Origin of the sequence: Pseudomonas sp. A-1 (assembly GCF_004801855.1) — a bacterium.
In the GTDB taxonomy this organism is placed as follows: domain Bacteria; phylum Pseudomonadota; class Gammaproteobacteria; order Pseudomonadales; family Pseudomonadaceae; genus Geopseudomonas.
Genome location: NZ_SSTC01000012.1, coordinates 51,223 through 73,163, shown reverse-complemented (window position 1 = coordinate 73,163; position 21,941 = coordinate 51,223). Strand labels below are relative to the sequence as shown.

Here is a 21,941-nt window from a genome sequence, read left to right as displayed (position 1 = left end):
GAGCTGGGCGCGCGCCTGGGTGCGGCCCGGCAGGCCGGGGCGCCGGCGCGTCTGCTGCTGCCCGGCGGACAGAGCCCGCTGCCGCTGCTTGAGCAACTGGCCGGCGAGGCGCTGGACTGGACGCGCATCGAGCTGTCGCCAAGCGACGAGCGCTGGGTGGCGGCCGACGACCCGGCCAGCAACCTGCGCCTGCTGCACGGCGCCCTGCCGCAGGCGCGCGCTCTCGACCCGCGCCAGGGCGACAGCCCGGAGGCGGCGGCCTGTGCCTGGGGTCAGCGACTGGCTGGCTGGCTGCCGCTGACCGCGACCCTGCTGGGCATGGGCGAGGACGGCCACATCGCCTCGCTGTTTCCCGGCATGCCGGGCCTGGCTGCCGCGCTGGATGCCCAGGCCGCGCCGGCCGCGCTGGTCGGCCTGGCGCCGGTCGAGCCGCGGACGCGCCTCACCCCGAACCTGGCGCTGCTGCTGGCCAGCGACTGGCTGGGCCTGCTGGTGTTCGGCGCGGCCAAGCGCGCGTTGCTCGAGGCGGTGCTGGCCGATGCGCCCGCCGTGCGCGAGCTGCCGGTGGCCGCGCTGGCGCGCGCAGCCGGCGCCCGCCTGCAGATCCACTGGGCGCCCTGAGCCGGCAAGCACGACGAGCGCACTCGGGTATTCGCGCTGCTGGTAAACTGGCGGCCTGACCGGACGAAGCCTGTAGCGCCGCAGCAGGCCCGTCCCCGCAACCCTGTGAGGAGTCGCCATGCTGCATCCCGTTGTCGAGGCGGTCACCGCGCGCATCGAGGCGCGTTCGGCCGTGCGCCGTACGCGCTATCTGGCGCGGGTCGACGAGGCCGCCGCCCGCGAGCCGCGCCGGCAGATCGGCTGCTCCAACCTGGCCCATGCGCTGGCCGCGCAGCCCCGCGACGCGCAGCTGATCATGCGCCAGGGCGGCTCGCCGCACATCGCCATCGTCTCCAGCTACAACGACCTGCTCTCCGCCCACCAGCCGCTGCACGACTATCCCGGGCAGCTCAAGGCCGCCCTGGCGCGGGTCGGTGCCACCGCGCAGTTCGCCGCCGGGGTGCCGGCCATGTGCGACGGCATCACCCAGGGCGAGGCAGGGATGCAGCTGTCGCTGTTCTCCCGCGACCTGATCGCCCAGGCCGCCGCCATCGGCCTGACCCACGGCATCTTCGACGGCGGCCTGTACCTGGGCGTGTGCGACAAGATCGTTCCGGGCCTGTTGATCGGCGCGCTGCGCTTCGGCCACCTGCCGGCGGTGTTCGTGCCGGCGGGGCCGATGCCCTCGGGGCTGTCCAACAGCGACAAGGCCGCGGTGCGCCAGCGCTACGCGCGCGGCGAGGCGAGCCGCGAGGAGCTGCTCGAGGCCGAGCTGGGCGCCTACCACGCGGCGGGCACCTGCACCTTCTACGGCACCGCCAACACCAACCAGCTGCTGATGGAGGCCATGGGCCTGCATGTACCGGGCAGCGCCTTCGCGCCGCCGGAGTCGGCGCTACGCCCGTTGCTCACCGCCGAGGCGGCGCGCCTGGTGGCGCGCAACAGCCGCCAGGGCGAGCGCTGGCTGCCGCTGGGCCGCCAGGTCGATGCGCGGGTGCTGGTCAACGCCGTGGCGGCGCTGCTGGCCAGCGGCGGCTCGACCAACCACGGCCTGCACCTGCCGGCCATCGCCCGCGCGGCCGGCTTTGATCTGCTCTGGGAGGACTTCGCCGAGCTATCGAAGGTGGTGCCGCTGCTCGCCCGCGTCTATCCCAACGGCAAGGCCGACGTGAACCAGTTCCAGGCCGCCGGCGGCCCGGCGTGGATCATTCGCGAGCTGCTCGGCGGCGGCCTGATGCACGGCGAGGTGGCCACCGTGGCCGGCGGGTCGCTGGCCGACTACGCCCGCGAGCCCTGGCTGGACGCCGGCCGGCTGGCCTGGCGCGAGCTGCCGGTGCAGAGTCCGGCGCCGGACATCGTCCGCCCGCTGGCCGAGCCCTTCGCACCCGAAGGCGGCCTGGTGCTGCTCTCCGGCAACCTCGGCCGCGCCCAGCTGAAGACCTCGGCGGTCGATCCGGCGCACTGGCGGGTGCGCGCGCCGGCGCGGGTGTTCGACAGCGAGGCGGCGGTGCAGCGGGCCTACCAGGCCGGAGAGTTGCAGGGCGATCTGGTGCTGGTGGTGCGCTTCCAGGGCCCGCGGGCCAACGGCATGCCCGAGCTGCACAAGCTGATGCCGCTGTTGGCCAACCTGCAGGCGGCCGGCCAGCAGGTCGCGCTGGTCACCGACGGCCGCCTGTCCGGCGCCTCCGGCCAGGTGCCGGCGGCGCTGCACCTGACCCCCGAGGCGGCGGCCGGCGGGCCGCTGGCCTGGCTGCGCGACGGCGATCTGGTCGAGGTCGACGCCGTGCGCGGCGTGCTGGCCGTCGAGGCAAATGATGAAGAGTGGGCGGCGCGTGCGCCCGCCGGGCCGAGCCAGCCGCAGGCGGTCGGCTACGGCCTGGAGTTGTTCAATCTGCAGCGGCGGCTGGCGGGGCCGGCCGACCGCGGCGCATCGATCCTGGACTGGGAGGAATGAAGATGGTGTTGACGATGGATGACGTGCTCAAGCGGGCACGCCCGGTCCTGCCGGTGCTGGTGATCGAGGATGCGGGCCTGGCGGTCGATCTGGCCCGCGCGCTGTACGCCGGCGGCATCGAGGTGCTGGAAGTGACCCTGCGCACGCCGCGGGCGCTGGAGGCGCTGGCGGCGATCCGCCGCGAACTGCCGCAGCTGCTGGTCGGCGCAGGCACCCTGATCCATGCCGCGCAGTTCGCCGAGGCGCACGATGCCGGTGCGCAGTTCGCGGTCAGCCCGGGCCTTACCGAGCGCCTGGCCGATGCCGCCGAGGACGCCGGCCTGCCATACCTGCCGGGGGTGATGACGCCCTCGGAGGTGCTGTTCGCCATCGAGAAGGGCTATCGCTCGCTCAAGCTGTTCCCGGCCAACGGCGATGTCAGCGTGAAGATGCTGAAGAGCTTCAAGGAGCCGTTCAACGGCATCCGCTTCTGCCCGACCGGCGGGATCAACCAGGACAACCTGCTGACCTTCCTGCGTCTGCCCAACGTCGCCTGCGTCGGTGGCACCTGGGTGGCGCCGAGCAGCCTGGTGCGCGCGCGCGCCTGGGACCAGATCACCCAGCTGGCCCAGGAGGCCTGCGATCTGGCCGCCAGCCTGGAGCGCGGTGCGTGAGCTGGCTGCGGCCGGCGCCGTTCGTGCTGGACATCGAGGTCGGCGCCGAACACATCGACGAGTTCGCCCACGTCAACAACGCGGTCTACGTCGGCTGGCTGGAGCAGTGCGCCTGGGCGCACTCGCGCTCGCTCGGCCTGACCCTCGACGACTACCGGCGCCTGGACCGCGGCATGCTGGTGGTGCGCCACGAGATCGACTACCTGGCCGCCGCTCGCGAGGGCGAGCGTCTCGAGCTGGGCACCTGGATCGTCGAGTGCGACGGCCGGCTGAGCATCGCCCGCCAGTTCCAGCTGCGCCGCCCGGCCGACGGCGTCACCCTGCTGCGCGCGCGCACCCGCTTCGTCTGCGCCGAGCTGTCCAGCGGCAGACCGCGGCGCATGCCGGCGGAGTTCGTCGAGCGTTACGGGCGGGCGCTGGTGGTGCCGGCCGCAGAGTGATCGGCGTTGCCGGCGACGGGGCGCGGCGGCAGAGGCGGTCGGCTTGCCCTACCTGCCGGGAGCGATGACGCCGTCCGAGGTGCTGTTCGCCATCGAGAAGGGCTACCGCTCGCTCAAACTGTTCCCGGCCAACGGCGCCACCAGCGTGAAGATGCTGAAAAGCTTCAAGGAGCCGTTCAACGGCATCCGCTTCTGCCCCGAGCGGGTACAACCTGTCGACCTTCCTGCGCCTGCCCAACGTCGCCTGCGTGGGCGGCACCTGGGTGGCGCCGAGCAGCCTGATGCGCGCCCGCGGCTGGGATCAGATCACCCAGCTGGCCCAGGAGGCCTGCGCGCTGTCGGCCAGCCTGGAGCGCGGTGCATGAGCTGGGCGTGCTCGCCGACGATCATTGCCAGTTGGCGGCGATGACCGGAGCGAGCGCCTCCCGGTAGTTTTCGGGCAGGGTGTTTTCCCCCGGCCTTGGCGATGCGAAGGCCGCCATTGCATCTACCAGCGCTTGCACCTGGCTGTCCAGCAGTACGGCGCCGTTGCTGGTTGATCATTCAGCCGACCAGTGTAGTGAGTATCACGTTGGTCAAAGAGGCTTTTCCAGATCAGCATTTCTGCACGGGCCTGGAGCCACGATTCGGTGACTTTGCCGGTATCAGCGCTGACATCGTAGAGATCGAGTTCGCCGTTGGTGTTGTGCTGAGAGTAGTCTGCGCCAATGAGTGAGAAGGGATTAAGCTCGGCAATGGCGTAACGCCAAGAGATGCCTTCGGTATCAGTCTGTCTTGAGTTCATCTACTGACGGCGTTCCTAATCCCAAGTTTGCATAGGGGGCAAAAGAGAATTTGGCTTGCTTGTAGTATTCGGCTGAGTTGCTCATTTTTTACTCTTCGTTGGATTGAAGAAAAACTCTCTTAAAGAGAGCGGTTTCGGAGCTTTCAGATGTTGGTGGGCAGTGAAGATTTGACGGCTCCCATGGGCCTGGAATGTCGCCGCCGCCTCTCCCGTATGATGTCGTTTCGCCTAGTTTCTTGTTGTCTATGCGTCGAATTACTTCATGGTGGTACCGGATGAGACTTGGATTTCCTGTGCGATAGAATTTTTCTTCTGACCGAAAAATATACTCCGTCCCCAATGCGCGCTCTCCTTGGTCAGGTCTGTAGAAGTTAACTTGTCCCCACTGGTTGAATTTTTCCGTCGGCAGTTTTATCGCTTCATAAATCTTGACTCCCCCGTCGACGGCGCACAGTCGCCGGACTTCGGCGTCAGTTGTAATTTGGTCTTGGGTTGGGCATCCCGCCAACACTGGTAGCAGTGCAAGAGAAGCAAGAGAAAACTTCATTTGAAGAAGTCCCAATGATTGTTATAAGGCCGGCCTTCGCGATAGGGTTTCGCAGTCTGTAGCAATAAGTCAGTGCTAAAGAACTGGTCATTACCGTTTGGTGCTGATGCCGCCGAAGATGAAGTAGCTATCTTGGTGATTTTTGAAAAAGATCTGTTCATTTCCAGCATGGATGAGAAAATCCCGCCTTGGCGCCCATGGAGGGGCTGGTCGATGAAGTGCTCACCGGCCTGCCCCGCAGGAGCCCCTGGCGCTGGTTGTAGGCTTTGACGAGTGCGGCGAAGGGGCCTTCACCACGATTGATGTCGGCCGCGCCCAACAGCCAGGTATGCACGAGTTGCACGTCCGGATCGGCGGAATCCCGGGTCCAGATTTCCATCAGTTCGTACGCTCCAGCGTATTGTCCGGCTGAACGCAGGGCTTGCAGTTGGGCCGTTTGGGCAGGAGTCAGGGCAAGGCTCATGGTTTCACCTCCAGTGTGCGTAGAAATTCAATCAGCTTGGGAAAGTGGGTGAGGATGTCGATGGCCAGCGCCTCGTCGGGTGTATCAATCTCGATGTGAAAATCGGTGTTATAGGAGAAATTGCTGCCACAAAGGCTGAAGTAGGTGCCGTCCGGCTTGCCAACAACGTAACAGTAGAAGCGCGGCGGATTCTTGTACCAAGGCGTGCGGATCGCCTCGTCGAGGGGCCAGTAGTGGGTCCTACGCTGGCCGGGCATGTTATGGAAGTGGTTCTCGTTGCAATATTTCACGCCACGGCCTTCATCGCGGACCAGCGGTGTGCATTCGATAACAGGCTTGGTTCCGGCCTTATCTGTCCCCCAGAACGCTGTACCGGTTTCCGAGAACGTCAGCCTGAAGGTTTTCAGTCCCGTGGTGGGCAGGCCATTTTTCTTCCGTATTTCGATTTCTTCATCAACGCTGCGCAGGCTGGGCCAGACGATGTTGGCTTCCACATACTCGCCGTGGTACGGAGGCAAGCCAGCTATGTAATCGCTGGCGATGCGCAGATGGGTGGTGTCGAACTTGCCGTCGCGCTTGCCGAACCACAGGTCCACGGGAATGTTGTCGAAGCGAGAAAAGTCGGAGATGTGACCACGCTGCTCGTACTTCTTTCGATTCTCATAGCCCGGAGGTGGCGAGCCGGGAGGGCGGCTGGCCCGAATTTCCGCGATGTGCTGCTGCCAGCGCACAACGCCGAACACCAGCAGCCCGGCGATGACCGCCAGAACCAGGAGACGAACGCGGCGGCTGCTCATGGCAATGTCCTTGCCGGAATGGCGGTATGCCTGGTCATGCGGAGGGACTTGGCGAGCGCGGTCACCACTGTCCATGTCCAGCCCCGGCGGCCGTTCCGCCTGGCCCACCAGGCGGCGAGCTTGATCGTCCGCAGGCTGGCAAGCAGGAAGGCCCCGATGAAGAACAGGACGGCCAGACCGAGCATTCAGGCGTGCTCCTGTCGTCTGGCGGCGGGACGCGCGGCCGGAGGCCGGATGACACGAAGGTATTGGGACGGGAAGGCGACGGTCGGACCGGCAAAGAGCGTTTCGACCCTGTAGGAGGCAGCATGCTGGAAAGCACGCGCGGAGTCGGGGCCTGCGAGTTTGCGCGTCATGTGAACCATCCTTGTTCATCCCGACTCGGAGGTCGTCGGGGCGCATGCACTTGGTGCGAACCTACGCCATGATGGCGGCATGTTCAAGGCAGCGGAAAGTCGTTGTCGATTGAGCGCTCAAGCCCAGGGTCTGCGCTTGTCGCCTCGCGGCGAGGCTCTGCGAACGGCTGGATGCTTTCGTGCCCGCTCCGTCTTGCTAGAATCCGCGGCCCTGCCTTTCTCCGAGAGCTTCCCCTGTGCAGATTGCCCTGGCGCCCATGGAGGGGCTGGTCGATGAAATCCTCCGCGAGCTGCTGACCGAGGTCGGCGGCGTCGACTGGTGTGTCAGCGAGTTCGTGCGTGTCTGCGACCGCCTGCTGCCGCTGGCGAGCTTCCGCAAGCTGGCGCCGGAGCTGGACTGCGGCTGGCGCACCGCCGGCGGCACGCCGATGCGCCTGCAGCTGCTCGGCTCCGATCCCGTGTGTCTGGCCGACAACGCGGCCTTCGCCGCCAGCCTGGGTGCGCCGGTGGTCGACCTTAACTTCGGCTGCCCGGCCAAGACGGTCAACAAGTCGCGTGGCGGTGCGGTGCTGCTCAGGGAGCCCGAGCTGCTGCACGCCATCGTCCACGAGGTGCGCCGCACTCTGCCGGCCGCTGTGCCGGTCACCGCGAAGATGCGCCTGGGCTACGACAGCCCGGACGCTGCGCTGGACTGCGCCCGCGCCCTGGCCGAGGGCGGCGCTGCCATGCTGGTAGTACACGCACGCACCAAGCTCGACGGCTACAGGCCGCCGGCGCACTGGGAATGGGTGGCGCGGGTGCAGGAGGTGGTCGACATCCCGGTCTATGCCAACGGCGAGATCTGGACGGTCGACGACTGGCGGCGCTGCCGCGAGGTCAGCGGGGCGAACAACATCATGCTGGGCCGCGGCCTGGTTTCCCGTCCCGATCTGGCCCGGCAGATCGCCGCCGCCGAAGCCGGGTGCGAGCCGGCCCTGCTGGGCTGGGGCGAGCTGCAGCCGCTGCTGCAGCTGTTCTGGCGCAAGGCACGGCAGAAGCTGGCGCCGCGCTACGCGCCGGGGCGGCTCAAGCAGTGGCTGGCCATGCTGACGCGCAGCTATCCCGAGGCGCAGGCGCTGTTCGACAGCATTCGCCGTGACAACGATTGTGCGCGGCTGGATGCGTTGTTCGGGCTGCGCGCCGGGGAGTTGCTCAGCACCGAGGCCGTCCCCGCGTAGGGTGCGCCGCGCGCACCGCTCAAGGCGTCGGCTCCCGGTGCGCGCGGCGCACCCTACGGATTTCCCGCGCGATCCAGCAGCTGCATGAACGCCCGCGCCGCATTGGACAGGGTGCGCTCGGTGTGCACGATGTAGCCGAGCTGGCGGCTCAGCTGGATGCCTTCCAGCGGCAGGCGCTTCACCTGCTCGTCGAGCATGGTGCGCGGCAGCACGCTCCAGGCGATGCCGATCGACACCAGCATCTTGATGGTCTCCAGATAGTTGGTGCTCATGCTCACGTTGGGTTTGAGCCCGGCCTGCTCGAACAGGCCCTGGACGATATGGTGGGTGAAGGTGTTCTCGCCGGGGAATACCGCCGCATGCTGCGCCACCTCGGCCAGCGTCACCGGCCCACCGTGGGCCAGAGGGTGTTCAGGGGCGGCGACGAAGTCCAGCGGATCGTCCCACACCGGCACCGCGCGCACCGGCGCGGCGGTATGCGGGGCGAGGGTGATCACCGCCAACTCGGTGCGTCCGTGCAGCACCTCTTCATAGGCCACCTCCGAGTCGAGGAAGCGGATGTCCAGCGCCACCTGCGGGTGGGCGCGGGTAAAGGCGCGCAATAAAGGCGGCAGACGATGCAGGCCGATGTGGTGGCTGGTGGCCAGGGTCAGCCGGCCGCCGATGGCGCCGTTGAGATTGCTCAGTGCGCGGCGCGTGTCGTCCAGCACGCCGAGCACCTGGCGCGCACGCGGCAGCAGGGCGCGGCCGGCTTCGGTCAGGCTGACCTCGCGGCCGATGCGGTCGAACAGCCGCGCATTCAGCTGCTGCTCCAGCGCGGCGATGCGCTTGCTGACCGCCGGCTGGGTCAGGTGCAGGCGCTCGCCGGCGGCCGAGAAGCTGCCGGTTTCGGCGATGGCGATGAAGGTGTCGAGGCTGGCCAGGTCCATGTTCGGATTCCATCGGGTTATCCAAAGCATGAAAAATATGAATTTGCTTCATCGGTGGCAAGCCCATAGGATCGACCGCACAAGCCCTGTGGGCATACAGCAACAACCGATGAGGAACACCCCGTGGCCGGCAAGACGCTTTACGACAAGCTCTGGGACATGCACCTGGTCAAGCAGCGCGACGATGGTTCGGCGCTGATCTATATCGACCGCCAGATCCTCCACGAAGTGACCTCGCCGCAGGCCTTCGAGGGCCTGCGCCTGGCCGGCCGCAAGCCGTGGCGCGTCGACGCCAACATCGCCACCCCGGACCACAACGTGCCGACCACCAAGGCCGAGCGCCAGGGCGGCCTGGAGTCGATCCACGACGAGGTGTCGCGCCTGCAGGTGCAGACCCTCGACGAGAACTGCGACGACTTCGGCATCCTCGAATTCAAGATGAACGACGTGCGCCAGGGCATCGTCCACGTGGTCGGCCCGGAGCAGGGCGCCACCCTGCCGGGCATGACCGTGGTCTGCGGCGACTCGCACACCTCCACCCACGGCGCCTTCGGCGCGCTGGCCCACGGCATCGGCACCTCCGAGGTCGAGCACGTGCTGGCGACCCAGTGCCTGGTGGCCAAGAAGATGAAGAACATGCGGGTGAACGTGGAGGGCCAACTGCCCGCCGGCGTCACCGCCAAGGACATCGTGCTGGCGATCATCGGCAAGATCGGCACCGCCGGCGGCAACGGCCATGCCCTGGAGTTCGCCGGCAGCGCGATCCGCGAGCTGTCGATGGAAGGCCGCATGACCATCTGCAACATGGCCATCGAGGCCGGCGCCCGCGTCGGCCTGGTCGCCGTCGACGAGAAGACTATCGCCTACGTCGAAGGCCGCACCTTCGCGCCCAAGGGCGCCGACTGGGATGCCGCCGTGGCGCAGTGGAAGGGCCTGGTGTCCGACGCCGACGCCCACTTCGACACCGTGGTCGAGCTGAAGGCCGAAGAGATCAAGCCGCAGGTCAGCTGGGGCACCTCGCCGGAAATGGTCCTGCCGGTCGATGCGAGCGTGCCGAACCCGGCCAACGAGGCCGATCCGGTCAAGCGCGACTCCATCGTCCGCGCGCTCAAGTACATGGGCCTGACCGCCGACCAGCCGATCACCACCATCAAGCTGGACCGCGTGTTCATCGGTTCCTGCACCAACTCGCGCATCGAGGACCTGCGCGCCGCCGCCGAGGTGGCCAAGGGTCGCAAGGTCGCCGCCACCGTCAAGCAGGCGCTGGTGGTGCCGGGCTCCGGCCTGGTCAAGGCGCAGGCCGAGGCCGAGGGGCTGGACAAGATCTTCATCGAGGCCGGCTTCGAGTGGCGCGAGCCGGGCTGCTCCATGTGCCTGGCGATGAACCCGGACCGCCTGGAGAGCGGCGAGCACTGCGCTTCCACCTCCAACCGCAACTTCGAGGGCCGTCAGGGCGCCGGTGGCCGTACCCACCTGGTCAGTCCGGCCATGGCCGCCGCCGCCGCGGTGACCGGTCACTTCGTCGATGTGCGCGAGCTGCTGAACTGAGGATTGCCTGAATGAAAGCCTTTACCCAACACACCGGCCTGGTCTGCCCGCTGGATCGCGCCAACGTCGACACCGACCAGATCATTCCCAAGCAGTTTCTCAAGTCGATCAAGCGCACCGGCTTCGGCCCCAACCTGTTCGACGAGTGGCGCTACCTGGACGTCGGCCAGCCGAACCAGGACTGCAGCAAGCGTCCGGTCAACCAGGACTTCGTGCTGAACTTCCCGCGCTACCAGGGCGCCAGCGTGCTGCTGGCCCGCGAGAACTTCGGCTGCGGCTCCTCCCGCGAGCACGCCCCGTGGGCGCTCGAGGAATACGGCTTCCGCACCATCATCGCGCCGAGCTACGCCGACATCTTCTTCAACAACAGCTTCAAGAACGGCCTGCTGCCGATCATCCTGCCGGAAGCGGAAGTGGACGAGCTGTTCAAGCAGTGCGAGGCCAGCGAGGGCTACCAGCTGACCGTCGACCTGGCGGCGCAGACCGTGACCCGCCCGGACGGCAAGGTGCTGAGCTTCGAGATCGATCCGTTCCGCAAGCACTGCCTGCTCAACGGCCTGGACGACATCGGCCTGACCCTGCAGGACGCCGACGCGATCCGCGCGTTCGAGGAAAAGCACCAGCAGGCCAGCCCCTGGCTGTTCGGCGCGATCAAGTGAGTAGGGTGCGCTGTGCGCACCACTGGATGAAACGCAAGGTGCGCGCGGCGCACCCTACGAAATGTTGAGGACAGCATGAGCAAGCAGATTCTGGTTTTCCCGGGTGACGGCATCGGTCCGGAAATCGTCGCCGAAGCGGTCAAGGTGCTGGAAGTCGCCAACGACAAGTACGCCCTGGGCTTCGAGCTGAGCTACGACGAGCTGGGCGGCGCCGCCTACGAGAAGTACGGCAGCCCGCTGGCCGACGAGACCCTGGAGCGCGCCCGCAAGGCCGACGCCATCCTGCTCGGCGCCGTCGGCGGCCCGCAGTGGGACAACCTCGATCGTCCGCTGCGTCCGGAAATGGGCCTGCTGAAGATCCGCTCGCAGCTGGGCCTGTTCGGCAACCTGCGTCCGGCGCTGCTCTACCCGCAGCTGGCCGGCGCCTCGACCCTCAAGCCGGAAATCGTTGCCGGCCTGGACATCCTCATCGTCCGCGAGCTGACCGGCGGCATCTACTTCGGCAGCCCGCGCGAAAGCCGCGTGCTGGAGAATGGCGAGCGCATGGCGTTCGACACCCTGCCGTACAGCGAGAGCGAGATCCGCCGCATCGCCAAGGTCGGTTTCGACATGGCCATGCTGCGCAACAAGAAGCTGTGCTCGGTGGACAAGGCCAACGTGCTGGAGTCCAGCCGTCTGTGGCGCGCCGTGGTCGAGGAAGTGGCCAAGGACTATCCGGAGGTCGAGCTGTCGCACATGTACGTCGACAACGCCGCCATGCAGCTGGTCCGTGCGCCCAAGCAGTTCGACGTGATCGTCACCGACAACATGTTCGGCGACATCCTGTCGGACGAGGCCTCCATGCTCACCGGCTCGATCGGCATGCTGCCGTCGGCCTCGCTGGACGCCAACAACAAGGGCATGTACGAGCCGTGCCACGGCTCGGCGCCGGACATCGCCGGCAAGGGCATCGCCAACCCGCTGGCCACCATCCTCTCGGTGTCGATGATGCTGCGCTACAGCTTCGCCCAGGTCGAGGCGGCCAACGCCATCGAGCAGGCGGTCAGCAACGTGCTGGACCAGGGCCTGCGCACCGGCGACATCTGGTCGGAAGGCTGCCAGAAGGTCGGTACCCGCGAGATGGGCGATGCGGTAGTCGCCGCGCTGCGGAATCTGTAAGCTGTCCGGGAGCCGCCCCGTCGCGGGCGGCCCCACTTTTTCGAGAAAGGTGTAGTTGCGATGAAGCGTGTAGGTCTTGTCGGTTGGCGCGGTATGGTGGGTTCCGTGCTCATGCAGCGGATGCTGGAAGAGCGCGATTTCGACCTGATCGAGCCGGTGTTCTTCACCACCTCCAACGTGGGTGGCCAGGGTCCGTCGATCGGCAAGGACATTGCCCCGCTGAAGGATGCCTACAGCATCGACGAACTGAAGACCCTCGACGTGATCCTCACCTGCCAGGGTGGCGACTACACCAGCGAAGTATTCCCCAAGCTGCGCGAAGCCGGCTGGCAGGGCTACTGGATCGACGCGGCCTCCAGCCTGCGCATGAACGATGACTCGGTGATCGTCCTCGATCCGGTCAACCGCAAGGTCATCGACCAGTCGCTGGACAACGGGGTGAAGAACTACATCGGCGGCAACTGCACCGTCAGCCTGATGCTGATGGCTCTCGGCGGCCTGTACGAGGCCGGTCTGGTCGAGTGGATGAGCGCCATGACCTACCAGGCGGCTTCCGGCGCCGGCGCGCAGAACATGCGCGAGCTGATCAAGCAGATGGGCGCGATCCACCACGCGGTGGCCGACGATCTGGCCAACCCGGCCAGCGCCATCCTCGACATCGACCGCAAGGTCGCCGAGACCCAGCGCGGCGCCGACTTCCCGGTCGACCACTTCGGCGTGCCGCTGGCCGGCAGCCTGATCCCTTGGATCGACAAGGAGCTGCCCAACGGCCAGAGCCGCGAGGAGTGGAAGGGCCAGGCCGAGACCAACAAGATCCTCGGCCGCAACAAGAGCCCGATCCCGGTCGACGGCCTGTGCGTGCGCATCGGCGCCATGCGCTGCCACAGCCAGGCGCTGACCATCAAGCTGAACAAGGACGTGCCGCTGGCCGACATCGAGGGCCTGATCAGTCAGCACAACCCCTGGGTCAAGCTGGTGCCGAACCAGCGCGAGATCAGCATGCGCGAGCTGAGCCCGACTGCCGTGACCGGCACCCTGAGCGTGCCGGTCGGCCGCCTGCGCAAGCTCAACATGGGCTCGCAGTACCTCGGCGCCTTCACCGTCGGCGACCAGCTGCTGTGGGGTGCGGCCGAACCGCTGCGCCGCATGCTGCGCATCCTGCTGGAGCGTTGAGGGCAGGACGCCAGCGCCCCTGTCGCGATCACAGAAGACCCGCCTCGGCGGGTCTTTTGCTTCATGTCAAAGGCCTGGCAACCAGTCGTCCCTAGAGTCCGCTGGTGCCTATCCAGCGCCTGCCCGGCTCGCTAAAGTGCCACACCTTTTTCCGAGGTCCCCCATGAATCAATCCTTCGACATCGCCGTGGTCGGCGCTACCGGTCTGGTCGGCGAGGCGCTGCTGATGGCGCTCGACGAGCGCGATTTCCCGGTCGGCACCCTGCATGCCCTGGCAGCAGCCGATGCCGCCGGCCAGGTCGCGGCGTTCCGCGAGCGCAACCTGCGCGTCCAGCCTGCCGACGGCTTCGATTTCGCCAGCGTGTCCCTGGTGTTCCTGCTCGAGCCGCTCCCCGCCGCGCAGCTGGCGCGCATCGAGGCCGCCGGCTGCGCGCTGGTCGATCTCGCCGGCGTGCTGGACCCGCAGCGGGCGCCCTGCGTGGTGGCCGAAGTCAATCCGCAGCAGGCCGAGTCCGCGCGCTGGCTGCGCAGCCCGCTGCCGGCGGTGGTGGCGCTGGCCAGCGTGCTCGGCACCCTGCGCCAGGTGGTCGAGCTGCGCCGGGTCACCCTCACCGCCTGCCTGGCGGTGTCCAGCCGCGGCCGCGACGGCATCGAGGAGCTGGCCCGGCAGACCGCCCAGCTGCTCAACGCCCGACCGGTGGAGCCGCAGCTGTTCGACCGGCAGATCGCCTTCAACCTGCTGGCCCGCGCCAGCGCCGAGCTGCCCGACGGCCACGCCCGCGACGAGCGCCGCCTGGCCGGCGAGCTGGGCGAGGTGCTCGGCGAGCCGACGCTGCCGGTGGCGGCGACCTGCGTGCAGGCGCCGGTGTTCTTCGGCGACAGCCTGGCGGTCAGCCTGCTGTGCGCCGAGCCGGTCGACCTGGCCGTGGTGCGCCACTGCCTGGACGATGCCGAGGAACTCGAGCTGGTCGAGCAGGGCGACTATCCCACCGCCGTGGGCGATGCCCTGGGCCAGGACCTGGTCTATGTCGGCCGGCTGCGTGCGGGGCAGCTGGATCCGTGCGAACTCAATTTGTGGATTGCATCAGATAACGTGCGAAAAGGTTCGGCGCTCAATGCCGTACGGCTGGCCGAGTTGTTGCTTAAACACACCCTGTAAAAGATACTGGCCCGACATTTCGGTCGGCTTTGTCCATCCTGGTCGCGCATGTCCCGAGGCCCCGCATACACCGGCCGCGGGGCTCCGGCGTGCCGCCACTCGCTCGGCGAGACAGAAGAAACAAGGGATTACACGCTATGGTTCGGGTACGCAAACTGGTGCTAGCAATTGCCGCCGCTTCGGCGCTGACCTCCGGCATGGCGCACGCGTTGGGGTTGGGCGAGATCTCGCTGAAGTCCGCCCTGAACCAGCCGCTGGATGCCGAGATCGAACTGCTCGAGGTGCGTGACCTGGGCACCGGCGAAGTGATCCCGGCGCTCGCCGCCGTCGAGGAATTCAACAAGGTCGGCGTCGACCGCCCGTACTTCCTGACCGACCTCAAGTTCACCCCGGTGCTCAAGCCCAACGGCAAGAGCGTGATCCGCGTGACTTCCAGCAAGCCGGTGCGCGAGCCCTACCTGAACTTCCTGGTCGAGGTGCTGTGGCCCAACGGTCGCCTGCTGCGCGAATACACCGTACTGCTCGATCCGCCGCTGTACTCGCCGCAGACTGCTGCCGCTGCCACCCCGCGCCTGCCCCAGGCCGCCCCGATCGCGCCTGCCGTTCCGCAACTGTCCGAGCGGGCGCCGCTGCCCGCGCCGCAGGCCGAGGCTCCCGTCGCCCCGGCGCCGGGCCTCGCCCGGGATTCGCTGCGCGATGGCCAGTACCGCGTCGGCCGCGACGATACCCTCTGGCAGATCGCCGAGCGTGCCCGGCCGAGCAATGCCGTGTCGGTGCACCAGACCATGCTGGCGATCCAGGAGCTCAATCCGGATGCCTTCTTCGATGGCAACATCAATCGCCTGAAGAGCGGCCAGGTGCTGCGCCTGCCGACCGAAGCGCAGGTGCGCAGCCGCAGCCAGGCCGATGCCCTGGCCCAGGTGCAGGCGCAGAACAGTGCCTGGCGCGAGGGACGTGTGGTCCAGCCGGTGGCGACCGCCCGCCAGCTCGACGCCACCCGCCGCAGCCAGGCCGGCAACGCACCGGCCCAGGCGCCGGTCGAGGACAATCTGCGTCTGGTGTCCGCCGCTGCCGGCAAGTCGACCAGCGGCAGCGACAACGGCGCCGCCGCCGACAGCAAGGCGCTGGCCGACAAGCTGGCGGTCAACCAGGAAAGCCTGGCGACCACCCAGCGCGAGAACCAGGAGCTCAAGGAGCGCCTCGGCGACCTGCAGAGCCAGCTGGACAAGCTGCAGCGCCTGATCGAGCTGAAGAACGAACAACTGGCCAAGCTGCAGGGCGGCTTGGCGAGCGAGGCCGCGGCGCCGGTCGCGGCTGCCGGCGTTGCTGGCGCCGAGGCTGCGGTGGCTGCCGCAGCGCCCCAGCCGACGGCCGAAGGCAAGGTCGAAGCTGCTGCCGACGGCAAGCCGCAGGTCGCAGCCGAAGCGCAGCCGGCGGCCGATACCAGACCGGAGTCCGAGGCCGGCGCCGAGGCTGAAGCCGGCGCCAAGCCGGTCGAGGCCGCTGCGGCGCCGGTCGCTGCCGAACCCGCGGCGGCTGAGCCCGCTCCGGCTGCAAGCGAGCAGCCCGCACCGGCCCCGGTTGCCGAAGCGCCCGAGCCTGCTCCGGTCAAGCCGGCCGCCCTGCCGGTCGAGGCCGAGCCGGCGTACGAGCCGAGCCTGCTCGACGAGGTGCTGGCCGACCCGCTGCTGCTGGCCGCTGGAGGCGGCGCCCTGGCTCTGCTGGCCGGCCTGGGTCTGATGATCAATGCCCGGCGCAAGGCGCAGAAGCCGAGCGACGATGCGCCGGGCGAGCTGTTCACCGATCCGGGGGCATCGTCCGCAGCGGCGGTCGCTCCGGTCGACGTCCCGGACTTGGGCGAGCCGCTGGCCGACGAGCGTGCGCCGGGGGCGCCCATGCCGTCGCTGAAGGGCTCCGACCCGCTGGGCGAGGCAGAGATGTACAGCACCTACGGTCGCTTCACCCAGGCCGCCGAGTTGCTGCGCAACGCCATCAACGAGGAGCCGCAGCGCGCCGATCTGCGCCTCAAGCTGATGGAAGTCTGCGCCGAGATGGGCGACCGTGAAGGTTTCGTCCGTCAGGAGGCCGAGCTGGGCGAGATTGGCGGCGCCCAGCCGCAGATCGATCAGCTGCGTGCCCGCTATCCGCAGATCCTCGCCAGCGCTGCCGCCATCGGCATCGGCGCGGCCGCGGCGGCGGATGCTTTCGATTTCTCGGCCGGCGCTGGCGATGACAAGGTCGCTGCCCGGCAGGACGAGGAGTTCTCCCTCGACGACCTCACCCTCGACGACCTGGCGCCGAGCGCAGCGCAGCAGGCGGGCGCAGCGAGCGAGCCGGCCGGCGACTTCGACCTCAGTCTCGACGATCTGGAGGCCGAACTCGAGCGCGAGCTGGCGGCCAGCCCGCAGGCCGCCGTCGAGGCTGGCCAGGGGCTGGACGAGCTGACCCTGGAGGGCTTGGGCGACGATCTGCTGGGGCTCGAGCCGGCGAAGTCGGATGTGGTCGCCAGCGAGGGGCTGACCGAGCCGGACGCTCTGGACTTCGACCTGCAGCTGGATGCCATCGAGCTGCCGCCTGCGGCTGCAGACGTTGACTTCGGGCTGGGCGAAACCCTGCAGGCCGAGGAGGGCGCCCGCGCCCCCGGTGCCGCGCAGAGCGACGAGGATCTGTTCGCCGAACTGGATCAGCTGGGTCTGGACGATACGCTGCTGGCGGATGAGCCGGCACCGGCAGTCACCGAGCTGGGTGACGAGGCGCTGTTCGCCGAGCTGGATCAACTGGGTCTGGACGATACGCTGCTGGCGGATGAGCCGGCGCCGGCAGTCGTCGAGTCGAGCGACGAGGCGCTGTTCGCCGAACTGGATCAACTGGGCCTGGACGATGCGCTGCTGGCCGCCGAGCCGCAGTCGCCGGTCGCCGGTGGGGACGACGAGAGCCTGCTCGCCGAGCTGGATCAGCTGGGGCTGGACGACTCGTTCCTGTTGGCCGAGGCCGACGCACCGCAGGCTGGCGTAGCTGAGCCGGCCACCGACAGCGTCGCCGTGAGCGGCGAGGACGAACTCCTGCTGGATCTGGCCGGCCTGGAGTTGGCCGATCCCGAGGAGGGGGAGCCGGGCGTGGTGCCGGCAACCGCCAGCCTGGAGGGACTGGACGAACTGGAACTCGAGCTGCAGGCGCTGGGAGCGAGCAGCGGGGTGGAGCATGATCTGGATGCCGCGTTCGACGAGTTCCTCGCCCAGTCCGGAGTCGCCGAGCCGGCTGCCGGCGCCGAGCTGCCGTCGTTCGACGTGGCGGAAGTGGCTGCGGTGCCGGAGCTGACCGGCAACGAGGACTTCAACTTCCTCGCCGATACCGACGAGACCGCGACCAAGCTGGAGCTGGCCCGCGCCTACATCGACATGGGGGATGCCGATGGCGCCCGCGACATCCTCGACGAGGTGCTCAAGGAGGGCAATGCCGGCCAGCAGCAGGAAGCGCGCGAGATGATGGGGCGCATCGCCTGAGCATGACGTTCGCAGACATTGCAGTACCAGCGGCAGCCGAGACGGCTGCCGCTGGCGTTTCCAGGATTGCCCTCGGCGTCGAGTACAAGGGGGCGCGCTATCGCGGCTGGCAACGCCAGGAGGCCGGGGTTCCCTCGGTGCAGGAGGCGCTGGAGAAGGCGCTGTCCAAGGTGGCTGCCGAGCCGGTGTCGATCATCTGTGCCGGGCGTACCGACGCAGCGGTGCACGCCAGCGGACAGGTGGTGCACTTCGATACCGGCGTCGAGCGTCCGCTCAAGGCCTGGATCATGGGTACCAATGCCAACCTGCCGGGCGACATCAGCGTGACCTGGGCGCAGCCGATGCCGGCGCACTTCCACGCGCGCTTCTCCGCCGTGGCGCGTCGCTACCGCTACGTGATCTACAACGACCCGGTGCGTCCGGCGCACCTGGCCGAGGAGATCACCTGGAACCACCGTCCGCTGGAGGTGGCGCGCATGCGTGCCGCTGCCCGCGCGCTGGTCGGCACTCATGACTTCACCTCGTTCCGTGCCGTGCAGTGCCAGGCCAAGTCGCCGATCAAGACCATCCATCATTTGGAGGTGATCGAACATGGCCGCTTCATCGTGCTGGACGTGCGCGCCAACGCCTTCCTCCACCACATGGTGCGCAACATCGCCGGGGTGCTGATGGCCATCGGCGCCGGCGAGCGCGAGCCGCAGTGGGTGGCGGAAATCCTCGCCGCGCGCGATCGCCGCAGCGGCGGAGTGACCGCCCATCCCTACGGGCTGTATCTCGTGCAGGTGGAGTACCCGGACGAGTTCCAGTTGCCGCAGCGCTACCTGGGCCCGCATTTCCTTTCCGCGCTGGAGTCCTGAACCCGAGTCGCCAGGCAGGCTGACGCTGTCCGGGGCATTTGCTACTATCGCGACTTTGTCTGCCGGAGGGTGTCCCGTTGTCAGTGGTTCGCAGCAAGATCTGCGGGATTACCCGCGTCGAGGATGCCCTGGTGGCGGCCGAGGCCGGCGCCGATGCCATCGGTCTGGTGTTCTACGCGAAGAGTCCGCGGGCGGTCGACGTGCACCGCGCTCGGGAGATAGTGGCGGCGCTGCCGCCCTTCGTCACCACCGTCGGCCTGTTCGTCAACGCCTCGCGCTGCGAGCTGAACGAGATCCTCGGCGCGGTGCCGCTGGATCTCCTGCAGTTCCACGGCGACGAGACGGCGGCCGACTGCGTCGGCTACCACCGCCCCTACATCAAGGCCCTGCGCGTGCGTCCGGGAGAGGACATCCGCGCGCGCTGCGCCGAATATCCCGAGGCCGCCGGCATCCTGCTGGATACCTTCGTCCCCGGCGTGCCGGGCGGTACCGGCGAAGCCTTCGACTGGTCGCTGGTGCCGGAGGAGCCCGGCTGTCCGCTCATCCTCGCCGGCGGCCTGACGCCGGAGAACGTCGCGACGGCGATCCGCCAGGTGCGTCCGTGGGCGGTGGACGTGAGCGGCGGGGTGGAGGCGAGCAAGGGTGTCAAGGATGCCGCCAGGGTGCGGGCCTTCGTCGCGGCGGTGCGCGGCAGTTGACGTCGGCCATGTGACGGTCGCCACCGGCGCGCCGTCCATTAGCCTGAGATCGCCGCAGGGCTGGACCTGTCGGTGCTGAATTTATCGCGTGATGGCCGCTGCGGCGGCCGCGCGCACCATGGTCGCGAGCGATGCGGGCGTCGTCGTGCGGGCAGCAGGGCTGCCGGGCGAGCCGTGTCGGATCGTGGTCCCAACGTGAATCTGCTCGAGGAGCTGTGCGCGCACCCGGTGCGCGCCAGTCCGGGCCTACGGAGAACAGAGCATGAGCAACTGGCTGGTAGACAAACTGATTCCCTCGATCATGCGTTCCGAGGTGAAGAAAAGCACGGTGCCCGAGGGCCTGTGGCACAAGTGCCCGTCCTGCGACACGGTGCTCTACCGTCCGGAGCTGGAAAAGACCCTGGATGTCTGCCCCAAGTGCGATCACCACATGCGCATCAACGCGCGTACCCGTCTGGGCTTCTTCCTCGATGCCGAAGGCCGCGAGGAGATCGGCGCCGAGCTGGAGCCGGTGGACCGCCTGAAGTTCCGTGACAGCAAGAAGTACAAGGACCGCCTGAGCGCCGCGCAGAAGGATACCGGCGAGAAGGACGCGCTGGTCGCCATGAGCGGCACCCTGCAGGGCCTGGCGGTGGTCGCCTGCGCCTTCGAGTTCTCCTTCATGGGCGGCTCCATGGGCTCGATCGTCGGCGAGCGCTTCGTGCGCGCCGCCAACGTCGCCCTGGAGAAGCGCTGCCCGCTGATCTGCTTCTCCGCCTCCGGCGGCGCGCGCATGCAGGAAGCGCTGATCTCGCTGATGCAGATGGCCAAGACCTCGGCGGTGATCGCCCGTCTGCGCGAGGAGGGCATCCCCTTCGTTTCCGTGCTGACCGATCCGGTATACGGTGGTGTGTCGGCCAGCCTGGCCATGCTCGGTGACGTCAACGTCGCCGAGCCCAAGGCGCTGATCGGTTTCGCCGGCCCGCGGGTGATCGAGCAGACCGTGCGCGAGAAGCTGCCGGAAGGCTTCCAGCGCAGCGAGTTCCTCCTCGATCACGGCGCCATCGACATGATCGTCCATCGCGCCGAGCTGCGTCCGCGCCTGGCCCGCCTGCTGGCCCAGCTGACCCACCAGCCGACCCCGGTCGCGGAGCCGCTCAGCGCATGAGTCGCAGCCTCGCCGACTGGCTGAGCTACCTGGAGCAGTTGCATCCCGTGTCGATCGACATGGGCCTGGAGCGCGCTCGCACAGTGCTCGAGCGCCTCGGTCTCGGCCGCCCGGCGCCGCGGGTGATCACCGTCACCGGCACCAACGGCAAGGGTTCGACCTGTGCCTTCCTCGCCAGCCTGCTGCGCGCCAGCGGGCTGCGTGTCGGCGTGTACAGCTCGCCGCACCTGCTGCGCTACAACGAGCGGGTGCAGTTGCCGGACGGCGAAGCCAGCGACGAGGCGCTCTGCGCCGCTTTCGCCGCTGTCGAGGCGGCGCGGGGCGAAACGTCGCTGACCTATTTCGAGATGGGCACCCTGGCGGCCTTCTGGCTGTTCGAGCGCGCGGCGCTGGATGCGGTGGTGCTCGAGGTCGGTCTGGGCGGTCGCCTGGATGCGGTGAACCTGGTCGATGCCGACCTGGCGGTGGTCACCAGCATCGGTGTCGACCATGTCGAGTGGCTGGGCGACAGCCGCGACAGTGTGGCGGTGGAGAAGGCCGGGATCTTCCGTGCCGGCAAGCCGGTCGCCTGTGGTGACCTGGATCCGCCCCCGGTGCTGCTGGCGCGCGCCCGCGAGCTGGGCTGCCCGCTGCGTCTGCGCGGACGCGACTTCGACCTGGCGCTCGGCGAAACGGGCTGGCACTGGCGTGGCCAGGATCCGTCCGGTCAGCCGCTGGAACTCAACGACCTGCCGCTGCTCGATCTGCCGATGGAGAATGCCGCCCTGGCCCTGCAGGCCTTCGTCCTGCTGGGCTTGCCCTGGCAGCCTGGGACGCTGGTCGAGGCGCTGCGCGAGACCCGCGTCAGCGGCCGCCTGGAGCGCCGTCGGCTATGCTGGCGGGGAAGGACGCTGAACCTGCTGCTGGATGTCGGCCACAATCCGCATGCCGCCGAGTACCTGGCCGCGCGCCTGGCCCTGCATCCCCTGGCCGGGCGTCGCCTGGCCGTGTTCGGTTTGCTGGCCGACAAGGATCTGGCCGGCGTGCTCGAGCCGTTGCTGGGGCAGATCGCTCACTGGGCCGTGGCGCCGCTGCCGACCCCGCGCAGCCGCAGTGCCGCGGAACTGCAGGCCGCTCTCGCGGCGCGCGGCGCCAGCGCCTGCGCCTGTGCTTCGCTGGCTGCGGCCCTCGAGTCGCAGCTTGAGTTGGCCGGCGAGGACGACGAGGTCCTGGTGTTCGGTTCCTTCTACAGCGTGGCCGAGGCCCTGCACTGGCTGGAACAGCTCGGCAGCGACCAGCAGCCCCATCAGGGATAAGCGG

20 protein-coding genes and 2 pseudogenes are annotated in these 21,941 nt (G+C 68.3%); 16 read left to right on the top strand and 6 right to left on the bottom strand.

Annotated elements, in window-relative coordinates; genetic code table 11:
* From E5198_RS04240 to E5198_RS04220, 5 genes and pseudogenes are all read left to right on the top strand, one after another.
* On the top strand, nucleotides 1-621 hold a 621-nt coding region (locus tag E5198_RS04240; protein WP_136488769.1), incomplete at its 5' end, for a 6-phosphogluconolactonase.
* Between the two features lie 121 nt (nucleotides 622-742).
* A complete protein-coding gene (gene edd / locus E5198_RS04235; RefSeq protein ID WP_178084042.1) occupies nucleotides 743-2,554 on the top strand; it encodes a phosphogluconate dehydratase in 1,812 nt (603 codons plus the stop codon).
* A 2-nt stretch (nucleotides 2,555-2,556) separates the two neighbouring features.
* Entirely contained in the window at nucleotides 2,557-3,207 is a 651-nt protein-coding gene (locus tag E5198_RS04230) for a bifunctional 4-hydroxy-2-oxoglutarate aldolase/2-dehydro-3-deoxy-phosphogluconate aldolase (RefSeq protein ID WP_136488772.1), read from the top strand.
* Nucleotides 3,204-3,647 (top strand): thioesterase family protein, encoded by a 444-nt coding sequence (locus tag E5198_RS04225; protein ID WP_136488767.1) that lies wholly within the window; start codon nucleotides 3,204-3,206, stop codon nucleotides 3,645-3,647. The genes E5198_RS04230 and E5198_RS04225 overlap by 4 nt, the downstream gene beginning before the upstream one ends.
* Nucleotides 3,648-3,660: 13 nt before the next feature.
* A pseudogene (locus E5198_RS04220) lies at nucleotides 3,661-4,012 on the top strand (keto-hydroxyglutarate-aldolase/keto-deoxy-phosphogluconate aldolase); the annotation flags it as partial.
* 21 nt (nucleotides 4,013-4,033) lie between these two features.
* Here the strand turns inward: E5198_RS04220 and E5198_RS22310 are convergent.
* The 5 genes and pseudogenes from E5198_RS22310 to E5198_RS04200 all read right to left on the bottom strand — a co-directional run.
* A pseudogene (locus E5198_RS22310) lies at nucleotides 4,034-4,180 on the bottom strand (calcium-binding protein); the annotation flags it as partial.
* Nucleotides 4,135-4,431 carry a hypothetical protein gene (locus E5198_RS04215; protein WP_136488766.1) on the bottom strand — a complete coding sequence of 99 codons (297 nt, stop codon included), beginning with the start codon at nucleotides 4,429-4,431 and terminating at the stop codon, nucleotides 4,135-4,137. The gene E5198_RS04215 and the pseudogene E5198_RS22310, both read right to left, overlap by 46 nt.
* Nucleotides 4,432-5,135: 704 nt before the next feature.
* Nucleotides 5,136-5,441 carry a hypothetical protein gene (locus tag E5198_RS04210; protein ID WP_136488765.1) on the bottom strand — a complete coding sequence of 102 codons (306 nt, stop codon included), beginning with the start codon at nucleotides 5,439-5,441 and terminating at the stop codon, nucleotides 5,136-5,138.
* Nucleotides 5,438-6,238: a hypothetical protein gene (locus tag E5198_RS04205; RefSeq protein ID WP_136488764.1), complete on the bottom strand. Its 801-nt coding sequence runs from the start codon at nucleotides 6,236-6,238 to the stop codon at nucleotides 5,438-5,440. The genes E5198_RS04210 and E5198_RS04205 overlap by 4 nt, the downstream gene beginning before the upstream one ends.
* Nucleotides 6,235-6,423 carry a hypothetical protein gene (locus tag E5198_RS04200; protein ID WP_136488763.1) on the bottom strand — a complete coding sequence of 63 codons (189 nt, stop codon included), beginning with the start codon at nucleotides 6,421-6,423 and terminating at the stop codon, nucleotides 6,235-6,237. The genes E5198_RS04205 and E5198_RS04200 overlap by 4 nt, the downstream gene beginning before the upstream one ends.
* 407 nt (nucleotides 6,424-6,830) lie before the next feature.
* On the opposite strand from E5198_RS04200, the gene E5198_RS04195 reads away from it, so the two are divergent.
* Nucleotides 6,831-7,811: a tRNA-dihydrouridine synthase gene (locus E5198_RS04195; RefSeq protein ID WP_136488762.1), complete on the top strand. Its 981-nt coding sequence runs from the start codon at nucleotides 6,831-6,833 to the stop codon at nucleotides 7,809-7,811.
* A 53-nt stretch (nucleotides 7,812-7,864) separates the two neighbouring features.
* Here E5198_RS04195 and E5198_RS04190 read toward each other — a convergent pair whose 3' ends face one another.
* The gene (locus E5198_RS04190; protein ID WP_136488761.1) at nucleotides 7,865-8,740 is read right to left on the bottom strand and encodes a LysR family transcriptional regulator; all 876 of its coding nucleotides are present in this window, start codon (nucleotides 8,738-8,740) and stop codon (nucleotides 7,865-7,867) included.
* Nucleotides 8,741-8,863: 123 nt separating this feature from the next.
* Here E5198_RS04190 and leuC point away from each other — a divergent pair, with 123 nt between their 5' ends.
* The 10 genes from leuC (at nucleotide 8,864) to folC (ending at nucleotide 21,937) form a co-directional block, all read left to right on the top strand.
* Complete coding sequence (leuC, locus tag E5198_RS04185) at nucleotides 8,864-10,288, top strand: 3-isopropylmalate dehydratase large subunit (protein ID WP_136488760.1); 1,425 nt, start codon at nucleotides 8,864-8,866, stop codon at nucleotides 10,286-10,288.
* Nucleotides 10,289-10,299: 11 nt separating this feature from the next.
* Complete coding sequence (leuD, locus tag E5198_RS04180) at nucleotides 10,300-10,947, top strand: 3-isopropylmalate dehydratase small subunit (RefSeq protein ID WP_136488759.1); 648 nt, start codon at nucleotides 10,300-10,302, stop codon at nucleotides 10,945-10,947.
* A 75-nt stretch (nucleotides 10,948-11,022) separates the two neighbouring features.
* Entirely contained in the window at nucleotides 11,023-12,105 is a 1,083-nt protein-coding gene (leuB, locus tag E5198_RS04175) for a 3-isopropylmalate dehydrogenase (RefSeq protein ID WP_136488758.1), read from the top strand.
* 60 nt (nucleotides 12,106-12,165) lie between these two features.
* Nucleotides 12,166-13,278 carry an aspartate-semialdehyde dehydrogenase gene (gene asd, locus E5198_RS04170; protein ID WP_136488757.1) on the top strand — a complete coding sequence of 371 codons (1,113 nt, stop codon included), beginning with the start codon at nucleotides 12,166-12,168 and terminating at the stop codon, nucleotides 13,276-13,278.
* A gap of 163 nt (nucleotides 13,279-13,441) precedes the next feature.
* Nucleotides 13,442-14,437, top strand: coding sequence for an aspartate-semialdehyde dehydrogenase (locus tag E5198_RS04165; protein ID WP_136488756.1), 996 nt, complete (start codon nucleotides 13,442-13,444; stop codon nucleotides 14,435-14,437).
* A gap of 137 nt (nucleotides 14,438-14,574) precedes the next feature.
* Nucleotides 14,575-17,940: a FimV/HubP family polar landmark protein gene (locus E5198_RS04160; protein WP_136488755.1), complete on the top strand. Its 3,366-nt coding sequence runs from the start codon at nucleotides 14,575-14,577 to the stop codon at nucleotides 17,938-17,940.
* A 2-nt stretch (nucleotides 17,941-17,942) separates the two neighbouring features.
* On the top strand, nucleotides 17,943-18,797 hold the full coding sequence (truA, locus tag E5198_RS04155; protein ID WP_136488754.1) for a tRNA pseudouridine(38-40) synthase TruA: 855 nt from the start codon (nucleotides 17,943-17,945) through the stop codon (nucleotides 18,795-18,797).
* 77 nt (nucleotides 18,798-18,874) lie between these two features.
* On the top strand, nucleotides 18,875-19,495 hold the full coding sequence (locus E5198_RS04150; RefSeq protein ID WP_136488753.1) for a phosphoribosylanthranilate isomerase: 621 nt from the start codon (nucleotides 18,875-18,877) through the stop codon (nucleotides 19,493-19,495).
* Between the two features lie 262 nt (nucleotides 19,496-19,757).
* On the top strand, nucleotides 19,758-20,642 hold the full coding sequence (accD, locus tag E5198_RS04145) for an acetyl-CoA carboxylase, carboxyltransferase subunit beta (RefSeq protein WP_136488752.1): 885 nt from the start codon (nucleotides 19,758-19,760) through the stop codon (nucleotides 20,640-20,642).
* Nucleotides 20,639-21,937 (top strand): bifunctional tetrahydrofolate synthase/dihydrofolate synthase, encoded by a 1,299-nt coding sequence (gene folC / locus E5198_RS04140; protein WP_136488751.1) that lies wholly within the window; start codon nucleotides 20,639-20,641, stop codon nucleotides 21,935-21,937. The genes accD and folC overlap by 4 nt, the downstream gene beginning before the upstream one ends.
* The last annotated feature ends 4 nt before the right edge of the window (nucleotides 21,938-21,941 follow it).